The following is a 15,015-nucleotide window of genomic DNA, read 5'->3' on the forward strand; positions in this document are numbered from 1 at the left end:
GAAGAGGGACGAAGGTGATGTCACACTTTGTCGATCGCTTCGTCATGATCCGCGCTGGTCTGCGCCTTCGGCATGGCGCAGCGCTGGCGCTCCTGCTCGGCCTGATCGCCCCCCTCGGGGAGCTCCGCGCCCAGACCTATGGTGCGCGCGACTTCGACTATCCGGCGACGCGGCAGGGCGTCACGCGCGCCCAGCCTGCGCTGCGCAGCCAAACCGCGATTCCGACATCCCGTGAGAGTGCCGTGCCCGGCCGCGCCAATCCCGATCGGGTTGGGCGTGTCGAAACCGGGCGGCCTGGCCGCCCGCCGCGCTATCCAGGGCGAGGTGGTGGCTGGGGTCCTGCCGCGGTCGGCATCGGCGCCGGGATCATCGGTGGCATCATCCTCGACCAGGCGGCGCGGCGGCCGGTCTACGATCCTGATGAGCCCGAGCCGGTTTTGCCGCGTCGGCCGAGGCGGCCGATCATCCTCGATGGTGACGATCTCGACGAGCCGGTGCTGCGGCATCCGCGCCGGCCGGCTCCGGAGCGCGCCGCCGCGCCAGCGCGCCGGACGCCGCCCCCGGTACAGACGGTGCGCCCCGCCCCCGGGCAGCCGCGCATCATCGTCCCGGCCGCGAGCGAGCGCCGTTTCGTGGCCGACGAGATCCTGGTCGAGCTGGCGCCTAATGCTCAAGCCGATGCCGTTCTGCGCCGTCATCGCGCCACCCTGATGTCGAGCCGTCGCTTCGATCTGGCTGGCGTGACCATCATCCGGGCGCGTTTGAACGATGGCCGCAGCGCCCGCACGGTGCTGTCGCAGATGGCGGGCGATGCCCGCGTCGCCAGCGCGCAGCCGAATTACCTCTATACGCTCCAGCAGGATGCGCAGAAGCCGGAAGCGCCCAAGGACGAGGCCGTGCAAGCCGTGCCTGAAGCCGCAAGCGCTGCCAACGAGCCTGTCGTCTCGCTGCCGAAACCTGAGGATGCGGCGCCGGTCCTGGCAGCGCCGCCCGTCATCGCATCGCCCGAATTGCCGCCGGTCGCGCCATTGGTCTCCGTCGCGCCCAAGCGCGAATTGCAGCCGCAATATGTCGCCGAGACCTTGCATTACGATGCGATCCACAAGCTGGCTCGCGGCGAGAAGATCCGAGTCGCGGTGATCGATTCCGGTGCGGATCTGGCTCATCCCGAATTGCAGGGCGTGCTCGCCGGCAGTTTCGATGCGGTTGGCGGCGATACCGCGCCCCATGCCCATGGCACCGCGATGGCGGGCGCGATCATGGCGCAGGCGCAGTTGCAGGGCGTCGCCCCGGCGGCGCGCCTGCTCGCGGCGCGCGCTTTTTCCGGCAACAGTGCGCCGGCCTCGGCCAACGGCACGACCTACCACATCCTCTCGGCGCTCGACTGGGCGGCGGGTGAGGGGGCGCGGGTGGTCAATCTGAGTTTTGCGGGGCCGCAGGACCGCTTGCTGTCGCGTTCGCTCGCAGGAGCCAAGACCAAGGGCATGGTTGCGGTCGCGGCCGCCGGCAATGGCGGCGCGAATGCCGCTCCGCTCTATCCCGGCGCCGATCCCAACGTCATCGCGGTCACCGCGACCGACGCGCAGGACAAGCCCTTCGCGCAGGCCAATCGCGGCAGCTATATCGCGGTCGCGGCGCCGGGCGTCGATGTGCTCGCGGCCGAGCCGGAAGGGCGCTACGCCTTTTCCTCGGGCACCTCGATCGCAGCCGCCCATGTCTCGGGGCTGGTAGCGCTGCTTCTGGAGAAGCGCCCGGATCTCGAGCTGGAAGGCGTGCGCAAGCTCCTGATGGAGAGCGCCATCGATCTCGGCGGCAAGGGCCGCAACCCGATCTTCGGCGCCGGCCGCGTCGATGCGCCTGCCGCCCTGGCGCGGACGCTGCCGGTCTCGGCGGCGAGGCCCTGAGGCATTCAGTTGCCTTCATCCACGGCCGTCATTCCGGGGCTTCGCGTAGCGAAGAGCCCGGAACCCATAACCGCTGTCATTGCCGAACGAGGCGGCTCGGTCGAGCACGCTGTCTTTTCCACCTGCGGTTATGGGTTCCGGGCTCGGCCCTGCGGGCCGCCCCGGAATGACGGCGAGGATGTGCTTTCGGGAAGCCCACGAAAAATAATCGCTTCCCTTTGAACCTCCCGCTCGTCCGCTGCGACCAATGCTCATGGAGGGCGAATGGTTCGCCCCCGACTGGACCTCGGGAGATACCATCATGACCAGCTTCAAGAAGACCGCGACCGCCGCTCTGGCCGCTCTCACCCTCTCCACCGCCATTCTCGCCGGTGCAGGCAGCGCCGAAGCGTATACGCGCCATCGCGGCCATGGCTGGGGCGTCGGCGCCGGCATCGTCGGAGCGCTCGCCGTCGGCGGCCTGCTCGCGGCCTCCGCCAACCGCGCCTATGCCGAGCCCGTCTATGAGGAGGATGCTCCGGTGCGCCGCTGCGAGATGGTCGAGCGCGTCAACCGCTTCGGCGAGGTCGTCGGCTACCGCAAGGTCTGCAGCCTCTACTGAGCCCGCGCTTCACGATGGATCGTCCGATCGGCTCTCTGGGCGAAATGCCGAGGGAGCCGGCGGCGTTTTGCGAAGGAAGCCAGGCTTAGGCCTCCGCAAACTGCTCCAAGGCCGAGGGGCGCGGGCGTTCCAGCCAGAGTGCGATCAAGCGCTCGGCGTTCTCCTCAGGCAGCAAGGTGCTGTCGAACTCGGCGTCGTAGGCGCAATAGGCGTGGATGGCGTGATAGTCCCGACGGGCATCGCCGATCGGTCGATCGGCTCTCGCGATCTCGCGGCGTTCCAACTCCTCCAATGAGCAATGGATGCCGACGAAGAACACGTCATATCCCTTCAGGAGCCGGGCGGTTCGCTGCAGCCACTCGCGATTCTCCATGATGTATTCGACGATGAGATTGTTGCCGCAATCGAGATAGGCGGTCAGCGAACGTTCAAAGCCAGCAAAGAAGACGCCGCGGATCTCGGCCCATTTGAATTCGCCGCTCTTGATGCGAGCGGATGGAAGGACGCCGGCATCCCGCAGATGGTCGATCGAGATGTGCCAGAAGGACTCGCCGATCCTGGCCTGGACAGCGCGGGCGAGGGTGGATTTCCCGCTGCTGGAGGCGCCGTTGAGGAGGATGACCTTTCCGACTGTCACCGTGCTGGGTTCAGACATGTTCCGGTGGCCTCAAAACATTAGGACCGCTGCAGCACTCTTTCCATTGCCGCGGCCAAGCCAGCGGTCGGGCTGCTCATCGGCTTCGGGCCCTTCTTCACGAACCCGGCCGCGCCCGCCATCGACGCCTGGGCCAAAGCGACGATCGATGCGCCGTCATCATAGGCCGCGTCGGCAGCGTTCGCGATGGCTGCGAGATATCCGTCGCTGTCTCCGGCCTTGAACAAGGCCCATGCACCGGCGACGAGGCGGACTTCAACGGAGGCTCTCGATCGCCTGGCCGCTTCGGCAAAGAGTTCTGTCGTCGGCGCCACGGTCGTTTCGACGGCGCAGAGAGCGATGACCTTTCCGCCGACACTCGCCGCCCTCTCAGCCAAGGCGCCGTCCACTCTCAGGACAGGCACGCCTGCAGCCCCCGCGATGGTGGAAACAGTGGGCCCCAGCGTAGAGCAAGTCAGAATGACGGCGTCGGTATCATGACAAAGACCCAGCAGAGCCGAACCCGTCACCTGGACGATCTCCGGAGTGAGGCGGCCAGCTGCTTCTGCCGCCGCGAGAAGCTCCGCCCGCACCTCATGGCGCAGAACCCCCTTGGGGATTCCAAGCGCGTGAGCGGCGGCGTCAAAAACGGCGACATTGCTTTCGGCCGTGTGCAGGCAGGTTATGTTCACGACGTTGTCTTTCAAGGCAGGGCGTATTGCGAGCAAGACCCGACCGGGCTGCCGCTGACTATTCGATTTCTGTGATACGGCAGATCAGGAATTGCTCTGGATGCCGGACAGATCACTTGGCGGCAGGCTCCGGATCACGCGGTTCGATTACCGGCGACTCCGCCCAACACCCCACTCCCGCTTGACCTTCCGCGCCGCTTGCGCCTGATGTCGCGCCATGCGTCGCCCCAAACTCCTCTTCGTCGCCACGGAAGACTGGTTCTTCGCGTCGCATTTCCTGCCGATGGCGCGGGCTGCGCGCGAGCTTGATTTCGACGTCGTCGTCATCGCCCGCGAGCGTCATCACCGCCGCGTCATCGAAGCGACGGGAGCCCGTCTGATCGCGCTGGAGGCTGAGCGCCGCAGCCTCGATCCGCGCGCGCTTTACCGCCAGATCGCGGCGCTGAAGCGCCTGATCGAGGCCGAGCGGCCCGACATCCTGCATTGCATCGCCTTGAAGCCGATCGTGCTCGCCGGCCTCGCCGGCAAGCTCGCGGGCGTCGAGCGCCGCGTCTATGCGTTGACTGGGTTGGGCTTCCTCGGCGCCAAGCAGGGCCTGGTCGCGGGCGCGGCGCGGCTGGCCGTCCGGTTCTGGCTGCGTGCGGCGATCGACGGGCCGCAAACCCGCTTCCTGTTCGAGAACCCCGACGATCCCGTCTCGCTGGGTTTCGATCCGCAGGATGCGAGCAAGGTTGCGATCGTTGGCGGCGCGGGCGTCGATCCCTTGATCCTGATGCCGGAGCCAATGCCGGCGACCCCACCGCTCAAGGTCGCGCTGGTCGCGCGCATGCTCTGGTCGAAGGGCGTCGATCTCGCGGTCGAGGCGGTGCGATTGGCGCGGGCGGAGGGCGCGCGCGTCGAGCTCACGGTGCATGGCGCGCCGGACCCGTCCAATCCCAAGGCGATTCCCGAGGCGACGCTGAAGCGATGGGCGGCCCGGCCGGGCATCAATTGGGCCGGCCCGACACGCGATATCGAGGGCGTCTGGCGCCAGCACCATCTCTGCATCCTGCCCTCGCGCGGCGGCGAGGGTTTGCCGCGCACGATCCTGGAGGCGGCGGCCTGCGGCCGCGCGATCCTGACCACGGATGTGCCGGGCTGCCGCAGCTTCGTCCGCGACGGGCGCGACGGCATCGTGGTGCCCTCGGACGACGCCGCCGCGCTCGCCAAGGCGCTGATTACCTTCGCCGGCGCGCCGGCGCTGGCCGAGCGCATGGGCACGAGCGCGCGCGCAAGGTTGATCGACGGCTATACCGAGCGCGATGTGATGAACGCGGTCAAGGCGCTCTATCGCGGCCTGCTGGACCAGCCGACGACTGAGGTCGCGGCGTGAGCGCCGTAGCCATAGGGCTCGACCGGCGCGGCTTCATCCTGGCGCAGACGCGGTTGCTGCCGGTGCCGCATGCGCCGGAGATTTCGCTCCATGTCGCCGAGGAGGCGACGGAGCTCTGGCAGAAGACCGAGGATGAGCTCGCCACCCTCGGCCTGCCGCCGCCGTTCTGGGCCTTTGCCTGGGCCGGCGGGCAGGCGTTGGCGCGCTATCTCATCGATCAGCCGGGAAACGTGGCCGGCAAGCGCGTGCTCGATTTCGCCAGCGGCTCGGGGCTCGTGGCGATTGCCGCCGCCAAGGCCGGTGCAGCGCGGGTCGAAGCTTGCGACATCGACGCCTTCGCCGGCGAGGCGATCGGCCTCAACGCGCAGGCCAACGGCGTTCACGTCGAGGTTCTGCTCGACGATCTGATCGGCCGCGACGAGGGCTGGGACGTCATCTGCGCCGGCGATGTCTGCTATGAGCGCGCGATGGCGGAGAGCATCATTGACTGGCTCTCGCAATTGCAGGCGCGTGGCGCGACCGTGCTGATCGGCGATCCCGGCCGCAGCTATCTGCCTCGCGACAGGCTGGAGGCGCTGGCGACCTATCAGGTGCCGGTGACGCGCTCTCTCGAGGATGCCGAGATCAAGCAGAGCTCGGTCTGGCGGCTACGGGGCTGACGAGCACACCGGGTCATTTCGGGGCGTCGCCTCGGGTCCGACCTTTGGTCGGCCCAAGGGCAAACTCCGTGGCGAACCCGGAACCCACGACCGGGTGAGACCCCACGACGGCAAGGGTGTATCACCCGGTCGTGGGTTCCGGGCTCAGGCCTTCGGCCTGCCCCGGAATGACGGTGCTGGTTCCATGCGAAGCTTTCCTCACCCGCCATGCTTCTCCAGGAAGGCCTCGACCGACAGGCTGCGGAAATCCGCTAGCGCCGTGCGCAGGCGCGCATGCTCCCAATCCCACCAGGCCAGCGCCAGCAAGCGCTCGGCGATCGGCTCCGGGAAACGCCGGCGGATCGGCCTGGCCGGGTTGCCGCCGACGATGGTGTAGGGCGCGACATCCTTGGTGACGATCGCGCCGCCCGCGACCACTGCGCCGGTGCCGATGCTGCGGCCGGGCAGGATGATCGCGCCATGGCCGATCCAGACATCGTGGCCGATGGTCACCGGCGTCGAACGCCGCCAGGCAAAGAACGCGGCATCGTCCTCCGCATCGTCGAAATAGGCCGAAGCGCGATAGGTGAAATGCGACTGGCTTGCCCGCTGCATCGGGTGGTTGCCGGGGTTGATCCGGGTCATCGCCGCGATCGAGCAGAATTTCCCGATCGTCGTGTAGATGACATTGGAATCGTTCACGACATAGGAGTAGTCGTCCATCGACGACTCGACGAAGGACGTGCGCGCGCCGATTTCGGTGTAGCGTCCAAGCGTCGCCTGCCGCACCTGCGCGGTCGGATCGATCAGAGGTTCCAGTCCCAGTTTTTTGGCCACGATGTCGCTTCCTTCTCAGATCGCTTCAGGATTGCCGGTCGCAGCGCCGGGAGCTCTCATCCTCGTCGTCGGCCCGTCGGGAGCCGGCAAGGACACATTGATGGACGCCGCCCGTGCGGCGCTCGCCGGCGATGCCCGGTTCCACTTCGCCCGCCGCCTCATCACGCGGCCGGCGATGGCGGGCGCCGAGGATCACGACAGCTGCTCCCAAGCCGAATTCGAGGCGGCCGTCACGCGCGGCGAGATGGCGCTGAATTGGGGCGCGCATGGCTTGACCTATGGCATTCCCGCGACCGAACTTTCCGGCATCGCGCGCGGGCAGGTCGTGATCGTCAACATCTCGCGCGGCGTCATTCCGGTTGCCGAGCGGCTGGCCAGGCGGGCGAGCGTCGTCAACATCACCGCCCCTAACGCGGTGCTGGCGAAGCGGCTCGCCATGCGCGGGCGCGAGAGCGAGGCCGACATTGCAGCCAGGCTCGCTCGCGAGGCGCCCTTGCGGACGCAGAGCGCCGAACTGGTGACGATCCAGAACGACCGTACTGTGGCGGAGGCGGCGGCGGAGTTCGTCGCGATGCTGCGCGGGCTGATGGCAGCTGGAACACTCTGAGCCCTCATCCTGAGGAGCCGCAGAGCGGCGTCTCGAAGGATGGCCAGTGAGGCTCGGGTGTCGGCTGGAGCATCCTTCGAGACGCCATTCCTGGCGGAATGGCTCCTCAGGATGAGGGCTGAGGGGGTGGCCAACGCAAGTGGGTCGCCCGACCGTGCCCATCACCCCAGAACGAAACTGTCGAGCAGGCGGAAGCGGCTCTCGCGCGTGTCCTGCTTGAAGAGCGCGATCCGGTCGATCGCGACCGGGGCCGGCGGGACATGTTCTGCATAGGCCTGCGTCAGCGCCTGTTTGACGGTTAAGACCTGCTCGGCCGGTAGCGAGCCGGTCAGCGTCATGTGGAAGCGGAAGGCGTCGCCGACATAAGGGTAGCCATAGGCCTCGAGATAGGCCCGGTGCGCCGGCGTCAGCGGGCTCTTGAGGCGGCGCGCCAGATCGGCCGGGCTCAATGGGGCGCGGAAGGGCTCGAAGGCCTGGACGACGGAGAAGGCGAGGTTCTGCAGCGGCCGGCTCTCGGCTGAGGGCGTCAGTGCCACGAAGGAGCCGAGCGCGGTGACGCTGAGACCATTGAGCGGAACCGCATCCAGCCCCGAGGCGAAATTATGCGTGAAGGCGCGCAACTGGCCTTCCTGGCGGCCGACGGCCAGTTCGAACGGGGCTTTCAGCGTCGCGTGGAAGCCATAGCGCCGGGGCTCGGCGGTGAGCGTCGGCCAGCTTTCCGCATCGCAGCCGGTCGGGACCGTGAAAGGCGCATCCGCAGCCGTGATCGCGTCATAGCCAAGCGTCGCGCTGCCGAAGCGCCAGAGTGCGCTGTCGGCGGCGGGGGCGTAGTAGAGGGCGTAGCGCGGCGCGGTCAAAATGCCCGCTCGCCCTTCGACCAGACGGCGGCGATGACCGGCGTCGCGCCCAGCACCTTGAAGCGCACCAGGTCGGCGCGCAGGCCGGGCTTGAGATGGCCGCGATCCTTCAGGCCGAGGATGTCGGCGATTTTCCAGGTCACCATACCCATGGCTTGCGGCAGGGTGATGCCATGGCTGGCATGGAGCTTGAGCACGGCCTGGAGCAAGCTTGCCGGGACATAATCGGAGGAGAGCCCATCGAGCAGGCCCTTCTCGGCCAGCTCCGCGACCGAGACGCCGCCGGAATGCGAGCCGCCGCGCACGACATTGGGTGCGCCCGCGACCGTGGCGAGGCCGCGCTGCTTGGCGGCTTCCGCGGCCTCGATCGTGGTCGGGAATTCCGAGATCACGGCGCCCGACGCGATGCCGGCCTCGACATGTTCGAGCGTGGTGTCGTCATGGGTCGCGATCGGGATGCCGCGCGAGCCGAACATCTCGACGACGGCGCTCCAGTTGCGCGAGACATTGGCCGCGCCCTCCGACTGGCGGACGACGACATCGGCCTCGAACTCGGCCTCGGTCTTGCCGTTGCCCATGGCGTAGGTCTTGAGATGCTCGATGTTGCGCCATTGCCGCTGGCCGGGCGTGTGGTCCATCAATGAGACGAGCTGGACGAGCTCATCCTCCTGATAGGGCTCGATGTCCTTCAGCAGGTCCGGGCTCGTCAGTTCGCAGCGCATATGGATGCGGTGGTCGATGCGGAAGACGTTTTCGCGCCGACCCTCGGCCAGCGCCTTCATCACATCGGCGAAGATGTCCTTGCGGTAGTCCTTGGCCGAGAAGGGCGTGCCGGCGCAGATCGCGTCATAGACGGTGGTGACGCCGGCCGCCGCCATCTGCGCGTCATGGACAAGCGCGGCCGCAAGCCCGTTCGGCCAGAACACCTTCGGCCGGGGCATGAAGTGCTTCTCGACATTGTCGGTGTGCATCTCGACGAGGCCCGGCGCGACATAGTCGCCGTTCACGTCGATGGCGCCAGGCAGGGATGACTTGCCCTGATCGACCGATGTGATGCCGGTCTCGTCGAAGGCGATCGTGCCGGAGACGACATCGTTCTCGAGGATCAGTTTGGCATTGGTGAGAACGGTTTGCATCAGGCGGCCTTTCTGAAATCGGTGATGTCGAGATAGCGCGTGGCGACGGCCTCGCGCACCGCCTCGTCATGGAAGATACCGACGATGGCGCAGCCCTTAGCACGGGCTTCCGCGATCAGCGCGACCACGATGTCGCGGTTGGCGGCGTCGAGCGAGGCGGTCGGTTCGTCGATCAGCATGATCGGCGAGGGATCGACGAAGGAGCGGGCGATGTTGACGCGTTGCTGCTCGCCGCCGGAGAAGGTCGCCGGCGCGAGCCCCCAGAGCCGTTCGGGCAGGTTGAGCCGCGCCAGCATGGCCTTGGCGCGCTCGCTGGCTTCCACGGCGTCGACGCCACGGGCGAGCAGCGGGTCGCGCACGATGTCGAGCGCCGAAACGCGCGGGATCACGCGCAGGAACTGCGAGACGAAGCCAAGCGTGCGGCGGCGGATGTCGAGCACGGTGCGCGGCACGGCCGAGACGATGTCGATCTGGCGCCCGGCATGGGTGATGGCGATCATGCCCGCGCTTGGCCGGTAATTGCCGTAGAGGATGCGCAGCAGGCTGGATTTGCCCGCGCCCGAAGCGCCCGCCAGCACCAGCGCCTCGCCGGCGGCGACGCTGAAATTAACGTTGTCGAACACCGGCAAGCGGACGCCGCCCTGGTTGTGCAGGGTGAAATGCTTGGCGACGTTCTCGACGTGAATCATCGTGGTCATGATGTCAGTGCCTTGTGCGGGCGGAGTGACGAGGGTGTGACGGGTGGGCGTCACACACTCAGCACCGCCGAAGTCAGAAGCTGCGTATAGGCGTGGTGCGGATCGTCCAGCACCTGGTCGGTCAGGCCCTGCTCGACGACGCGGCCGTCCTTCATCACCATCAAGCGGTCGGTGAGGAGCCGCGCGACCGCGAGGTCGTGGGTGACGATGATGGCGGCGAGGCCGAGATCGCGCACCAGCACGCGCAGGAGATCGAGCAGGCGGGCCTGCACGGAAACGTCGAGGCCGCCTGTCGGTTCGTCCATGAAGACGAGGCGCGGTTCGGAGACCAGCACGCGGGCGATCTGCAGGCGCTGCTGCATGCCGCCCGAGAACTGACGCGGCCGGTCGTCGATGCGGTTCTCGGCGATCTCGACGCGCTGGAGCCAGTCGAGCGCGCGCTCGCGGATCTTGCCGTAATGCCGGTCGCCGCGATCCATCAGGCGCTCGCCGACATTGCCGCCGGCCGAGACATCCATGCGCAGTCCGTCGCGTGGGTTCTGGTGGACGATGCCCCAGGCGGTGCGCATCAGGCGGCGGCGCTCCTGCTCGGCCACCGAATAGATGTCGAGCGGCTGGCCCGAGCCCCGGAACAGCACCTCGCCCTCGTCGGGCCGATCGATGCCGGCGAGGCAGCGCAGCAAGGTCGACTTGCCCGAGCCGGATTCGCCGACGATGCCGAGCACCTCGCCCGGCCAGAGGTCGAAGGAGACGTCTTGGCAGCCGATACGCTCGCCATAGAAGCGGCTGACGCCGGCAACGGAGAGCAGCGGCTCGGGATCGAGCGCCGCCTCGGGGGGAGAAATGTGGACGGTCATGGGTTAGCTCCCGGCGCGCAGCGCTCCGCCGTCATGCTCGCCCTTGTGGCGAGCATCCACGTCTTGAACACCGCTCTCGCTTGAAGAAGACGTGGATGGTCGGGACAAGCCCGACCATGACGGAAGTGGGTGGGAACAGCGTGGGTACTCACGATTTCACCTCCTCGACCAGATGCAGTGCCGAGGCGTCGGCCAGCATCGTGCCGCGATGGCCTGCCTCCCGCCGCGTCTCGCAATGATGGCTGTCGGAGCAGACGAACATGCGACCGCCCTTGTCGTCGGTGACGACCTCGTCGAGATAGCTGTCGGTCGCGCCGCAAAGCCCGCAGGGCTCGTTCCAGCTCTGGATACGGAAGGGGTGGTCGTCGAAATCGAGGCTCTTCACGCTGGTATGCGGCGGCAGGGCGTAGATGCGCTTCTCGCGACCGGCGCCGAAGAGCTGCAAAGCCGGCGACATGTGCATCTTGGGATTGTCGAATTTCGGGATCGGCGAGGGCGCCATGACATAGCGGCCATTGACCATGACCGGGTAGTCATAGGTCGTGGTCACCTCACCGAAGCGAGCGATGTTCTCGTAGAGCTTGACCTGCATCAGCCCGTATTCGGCCCAGGCGTGCATCTTGCGCGTTTCGGCCTCGCGCGGCTCGAGCCTGCGCAGGGGCTCGGGCGTCGGCACCTGATAGACCATGATCTGGCCGGCCTTGAGCGGCGCTTCCGGGATGCGGTGGCGGGTCTGGATGATCGTCGCCTCCTCCGTCGCCTCGGTGGTGCGGGCATCGGCCGTGCGCTCGAAGAAGCGCCGGATCGAGACGGCGTTGGTGGTGTCGTCGGCGCCCTGGTCGATCACCTTCAGCGTGTCGTCGGGCCCGATGATCGCGGCCGTGACCTGGATGCCGCCAGTGCCCCAGCCGCGCGCCAATGGCATCTCGCGTGAGCCGAACGGCACCTGGTAGCCCGGCACCGCGACGGCCTTGAGCAAGGCGCGACGGATCATCCGCTTGGTCTGCTCGTCGAGATAGGCATAATTATAAGCCGGCTTTGCATCGTCGGCCGGAAGCGTCTGATGGGCGTTCATTCGGCTGCCTCCGGCAGGGTCTCTTGCTCGCGCGCCAGTCGCTGCTCGCGCTCGCGGGTGATGCGGCGGATCAGTTCGAGCTCGCCCTGGAAATCGACGTAATGCGGCAGCTTGAGATGCTCGACGAAGCCCGCCGCCTCGACATTATCGGAGTGGTAGAGCACGAACTCGTCCTGCTGGGCCGGGTAGTTGGCGGCCTCGCCGAATTCGCGGCATTTCAGCGCCCGGTCGACCAGCGACATCGACATCGCCTTGCGCTCGGAATGGCCGAAGGAGAGCCCGTAGCCGCGGGTGAATTGCGGGGCGACATCCTTCGAGCCCTGGAACTGGTTGACCATCTGGCATTCGGTCAGGGTGATCTGGCCGAGATCGACGGAAAAGCCGAGTTCCTCCGGCACGAATTCCACCGAGACCTCGCCGACCCTGATCTCGCCGACGAAGGGGTGGTTGCCGCCATAGCCGCGCTGCACCGAGTAGCCGAGCCCGAGCAGGAAGCCCTCATCGCCGCGCGCCATCGCCTGCAGCCGGACATCGCGATCGGCGGGGAAGGAGACCGGCTCGCGGGTGAGGTCGAAGGGGCGCGGATCGCCCTCGGGCGGTGCCTCCGCCTCCATCAACCCCTCCGCGCCGAGAATGTCGGGCACGCGCGGCATGTGGGTGTCGAGGGCCGTTGCGGCCGGGTGGGCCTCGCCGGCCGAGCCATTGGCCTCATCCATCAGCGCGAAATCGAACAGCCGGTGCGTGTAGTCATAGGTCGGGCCGAGCACCTGTCCGCCCGGCAGGTCCTTATAGGTCGCCGAAATCCGCCGCCGGATCGCCATCTCAGCGGTATCGACCGGCTCGGAAGAGCCGAAACGCGGCAGCGTCGTGCGATAGGCCCGCATCAGGAAGGCGGCCTCGATCGCGTCGCCCTGCGCCTGTTTCAGCGCCAGTGCCGCAAGGTCGAGGTCGTAGAGCGAACCCTCGTTCATGACGCGGGCGCAAGCGAGGCCCTGCTGCTCGCGGATCTGCGTAACCGTGAGCTCCAGCACAGCCTCATCGCCGCGCCGCGCTTCGGCGACAAGATCATGCGTGGCGAGGATCGCGGCCTCGCCGCCTTTGACCGCGACATACATTAAGCCATCTCCTCGATCTGCGTGGTGCGCGGCAGGCCGATCAGGGCGTCGCCGCAGCTGAGAATGAGATCGACGCCGAGCGGGTAGAGCTCGGCATTGGCCGCGACCTCGGCCCAGAAGCCGGGGCGCAAACCCTGCGGGGCGATGCTGCGGCTGCCGGCGATGCCGGGACCGCTCAGGGTCACGCTCCCGCCGCCGGTGAGGGCGGCGCATTGCACGAGCACCGTCGCGGAACGGTCGGGGAACTGGTCGTGGCCGTGGTCGAAGGCGGCGAGTGGCGGGGTCGCACTCGCGCCGTCGATGACCGCGAAGACCGCCCCGGCGGGAGCGTCGAGGATCGCCGCGCCGCAATGGAAGCGCAGCCAGGCGCCGGCCGGCCCATCGCGCAGCTGTTGCGGCAGGAAGATCGGCGTTTCGTAATCGGCCAATGTCAGCAAGGCGGTCGCGGTCGCGGCGCAAAGCCCGTCCGGCGGCAGGATCGCTCCGGACACTCTCTGCAGGGTGCCGGGCTCGGACAAGGCCGCGAGCACGGCGCGAAAGGCGGCTTGCGACTGGAAGACCGGATCCGTGAAGCCGGCTGCGATCAGGTTTTCGGTCTGCATCACGCGCCCCTGACCAGAGTGAAGAAATCGACCTTGGTCGCGGCCGCCTTGCGCGAGGCGTGGTCGCGCGCCGCGGCCTGCGTCGCAGCGAGCTGCGTCACGCCGGCGAGAAGCGCGCCATCGGCAGCCTCGCTCTGCAATCTGGCGTCGAGGATCGCGGCGAGGCGCGCCTTGCGGCCGTCGCGGCCGAGCGCATAGGAGAAACCCATTGCGCCATTCTCCAGCCTGACGACGCAGCGCGTCACCGTCGCCTCGCCGAGGTTGAAGCGCCGCCCGGCGCCTCCGGCGCGACCCTCGACCATCACCGTGCCGGTCTCGGGCGCCTTGAGGATTTCATGGGCCGGCAGCGCGGCGCCAACCAGCGTCTCGATCTCACTGCGCGAGGCGCGGGCGAGGATCGCCATCCAGCGTTGCCGCGCGCTCGTCTTGTCCGGATCTGTCTCGGTCATCATCATGCGCTGTCTGGTCACTCGCTAATGTCTAGACTATGATAGGCTGGTTGCCGGGAAAAGTCTATACATTTTGGATGAAATTTTGATGACGAGCGCTGCGCCGGACCTGAACGAGACCGTCGAGGAACACGGCACGGCCTGGCGTCGCATCGCGGGTGAGCTCGAAAGCGCGATCGGCCGTGGCGATTACGCCGTCGGGGATACGCTGCCGGCCTCGGTCGTGCTGGCTGAGCGCTATGGCGTGCATCGCCACACCGTGCGCCAGGCCTTCCGCCATCTGGCCGAGCAGGGGCTGGTCACGGTCGCGCGCGGCCGCGGCACCCAGGTCAGCGCGCGGCGCGTGCCCTATCCGATCGGCCGGCGTGTCAGCATGCGCAGCAATTTCGGCAAGCTCGGCATCGTCGGCTCAAGCGAGGCGCTGTCGACGGCGATGGTGACGGGCGATGCCGAGACCTGCGCGCAACTCGGCCTGGAGGCGGGCGCGCCGCTGTGGCGGGTTGAAGGCCTGAGCCGTGCCGACGGTACGCCGATGGGGACAGGCACGCATTGGCTCTCGGCCGAGCGCTTCCCGGATTTCGACCGCGTTTTCCGTGAGGCGAGCGCCTCGATGACGGCGGCGTTCAAGGCCGTCGGTATCGACGACTATGTCCGCCTCTCCACACGCTTGACCGCGCGGCTCGCCAGCGAGCGCGAGGCGCTGCTGCTCGAGATCGCGCCGGGTGCGGCCGTGATGGTCTCGGCGGCGATTGACGCCTTGCCGGACCTGACGCCGATCCATCTGGTCAACAGCGTCTTCGTCGGCGAACGCATGGAAATGGTGGTCGAGCCGTTCAAGGAGTGAGGGCTGCGGCCCGTCATGCTCGGGCTTGACCCGAGCATCTGTGAAACCAGCGTCCTTTGGTCGCGAGATTCTCGGGTCAAGCCCGAGAATGACGGAA

At 67.6% G+C, this 15,015-nt stretch carries 17 protein-coding genes; 6 read left to right on the forward strand and 11 right to left on the reverse strand.

Annotated features, from left to right (window positions below):
- Positions 1 to 17 precede the first annotated feature (17 nt).
- Positions 18 to 1,904 (forward strand): S8 family serine peptidase, encoded by a 1,887-nt coding sequence (locus ACSQ3P_RS15880; RefSeq protein WP_436166506.1) that lies wholly within the window; start codon positions 18 to 20, stop codon positions 1,902 to 1,904.
- 301 nt (positions 1,905 to 2,205) lie between these two features.
- Positions 2,206 to 2,505: a hypothetical protein gene (locus ACSQ3P_RS15885; protein WP_436166507.1), complete on the forward strand. Its 300-nt coding sequence runs from the start codon at positions 2,206 to 2,208 to the stop codon at positions 2,503 to 2,505.
- Between the two features lie 85 nt (positions 2,506 to 2,590).
- Here ACSQ3P_RS15885 and ACSQ3P_RS15890 read toward each other — a convergent pair whose 3' ends face one another.
- Both ACSQ3P_RS15890 and ACSQ3P_RS15895 read right to left on the reverse strand, forming a co-directional pair.
- A complete protein-coding gene (locus ACSQ3P_RS15890) occupies positions 2,591 to 3,160 on the reverse strand; it encodes a chloramphenicol phosphotransferase CPT family protein (RefSeq protein ID WP_436166508.1) in 570 nt (189 codons plus the stop codon).
- Between the two features lie 20 nt (positions 3,161 to 3,180).
- Entirely contained in the window at positions 3,181 to 3,846 is a 666-nt protein-coding gene (locus tag ACSQ3P_RS15895) for an aspartate/glutamate racemase family protein (protein WP_436166509.1), read from the reverse strand.
- 202 nt (positions 3,847 to 4,048) lie between these two features.
- Between ACSQ3P_RS15895 and ACSQ3P_RS15900 the strand changes: the two genes are divergently transcribed.
- The gene (locus ACSQ3P_RS15900) at positions 4,049 to 5,203 is read left to right on the forward strand and encodes a glycosyltransferase family 4 protein (RefSeq protein ID WP_436166510.1); all 1,155 of its coding nucleotides are present in this window, start codon (positions 4,049 to 4,051) and stop codon (positions 5,201 to 5,203) included.
- The gene (locus ACSQ3P_RS15905; protein ID WP_436166511.1) at positions 5,200 to 5,862 is read left to right on the forward strand and encodes a class I SAM-dependent methyltransferase; all 663 of its coding nucleotides are present in this window, start codon (positions 5,200 to 5,202) and stop codon (positions 5,860 to 5,862) included. Before ACSQ3P_RS15900 ends, ACSQ3P_RS15905 begins: the two co-directional genes overlap by 4 nt.
- A 198-nt stretch (positions 5,863 to 6,060) precedes the next feature.
- On the opposite strand, the gene ACSQ3P_RS15910 is transcribed toward ACSQ3P_RS15905, so the two are convergent.
- Positions 6,061 to 6,681: a chloramphenicol acetyltransferase gene (locus ACSQ3P_RS15910; RefSeq protein WP_436166752.1), complete on the reverse strand. Its 621-nt coding sequence runs from the start codon at positions 6,679 to 6,681 to the stop codon at positions 6,061 to 6,063.
- Between ACSQ3P_RS15910 and phnN the strand changes: the two genes are divergently transcribed.
- Positions 6,680 to 7,285 carry a phosphonate metabolism protein/1,5-bisphosphokinase (PRPP-forming) PhnN gene (phnN, locus tag ACSQ3P_RS15915; RefSeq protein ID WP_436166512.1) on the forward strand — a complete coding sequence of 202 codons (606 nt, stop codon included), beginning with the start codon at positions 6,680 to 6,682 and terminating at the stop codon, positions 7,283 to 7,285. The genes ACSQ3P_RS15910 and phnN overlap by 2 nt on opposite strands.
- Positions 7,286 to 7,446: 161 nt before the next feature.
- Here the strand turns inward: phnN and ACSQ3P_RS15920 are convergent, their stop codons facing one another.
- The 8 genes from ACSQ3P_RS15920 to phnG form a co-directional block, all read right to left on the reverse strand.
- A complete protein-coding gene (locus tag ACSQ3P_RS15920) occupies positions 7,447 to 8,142 on the reverse strand; it encodes a DUF1045 domain-containing protein (RefSeq protein ID WP_436166513.1) in 696 nt (231 codons plus the stop codon).
- A complete protein-coding gene (locus ACSQ3P_RS15925; RefSeq protein WP_436166514.1) occupies positions 8,139 to 9,278 on the reverse strand; it encodes an alpha-D-ribose 1-methylphosphonate 5-triphosphate diphosphatase in 1,140 nt (379 codons plus the stop codon). The genes ACSQ3P_RS15920 and ACSQ3P_RS15925 overlap by 4 nt, the downstream gene beginning before the upstream one ends.
- Positions 9,278 to 9,976: a phosphonate C-P lyase system protein PhnL gene (phnL, locus tag ACSQ3P_RS15930; protein WP_310147169.1), complete on the reverse strand. Its 699-nt coding sequence runs from the start codon at positions 9,974 to 9,976 to the stop codon at positions 9,278 to 9,280. The genes ACSQ3P_RS15925 and phnL overlap by 1 nt, the downstream gene beginning before the upstream one ends.
- A gap of 50 nt (positions 9,977 to 10,026) precedes the next feature.
- Entirely contained in the window at positions 10,027 to 10,833 is an 807-nt protein-coding gene (gene phnK, locus ACSQ3P_RS15935) for a phosphonate C-P lyase system protein PhnK (protein WP_436166515.1), read from the reverse strand.
- A gap of 148 nt (positions 10,834 to 10,981) precedes the next feature.
- Complete coding sequence (locus tag ACSQ3P_RS15940; RefSeq protein ID WP_436166516.1) at positions 10,982 to 11,908, reverse strand: alpha-D-ribose 1-methylphosphonate 5-phosphate C-P-lyase PhnJ; 927 nt, start codon at positions 11,906 to 11,908, stop codon at positions 10,982 to 10,984.
- Entirely contained in the window at positions 11,905 to 13,023 is a 1,119-nt protein-coding gene (locus ACSQ3P_RS15945; protein WP_436166517.1) for a carbon-phosphorus lyase complex subunit PhnI, read from the reverse strand. Before ACSQ3P_RS15945 ends, ACSQ3P_RS15940 begins: the two co-directional genes overlap by 4 nt.
- A complete protein-coding gene (phnH, locus tag ACSQ3P_RS15950; protein WP_436166518.1) occupies positions 13,023 to 13,625 on the reverse strand; it encodes a phosphonate C-P lyase system protein PhnH in 603 nt (200 codons plus the stop codon). Before phnH ends, ACSQ3P_RS15945 begins: the two co-directional genes overlap by 1 nt.
- On the reverse strand, positions 13,625 to 14,077 hold the full coding sequence (phnG, locus tag ACSQ3P_RS15955; RefSeq protein ID WP_436166519.1) for a phosphonate C-P lyase system protein PhnG: 453 nt from the start codon (positions 14,075 to 14,077) through the stop codon (positions 13,625 to 13,627). Before phnG ends, phnH begins: the two co-directional genes overlap by 1 nt.
- 85 nt (positions 14,078 to 14,162) lie before the next feature.
- Between phnG and phnF the strand changes: the two genes are divergently transcribed.
- On the forward strand, positions 14,163 to 14,918 hold the full coding sequence (gene phnF, locus ACSQ3P_RS15960) for a phosphonate metabolism transcriptional regulator PhnF (RefSeq protein ID WP_436166520.1): 756 nt from the start codon (positions 14,163 to 14,165) through the stop codon (positions 14,916 to 14,918).
- The last annotated feature ends 97 nt before the right edge of the window (positions 14,919 to 15,015 follow it).

The sequence above is a fragment of the Allobosea sp. LjRoot9 genome (assembly GCF_964252745.1).
GTDB lineage: Bacteria > Pseudomonadota > Alphaproteobacteria > Rhizobiales > Beijerinckiaceae > Allobosea.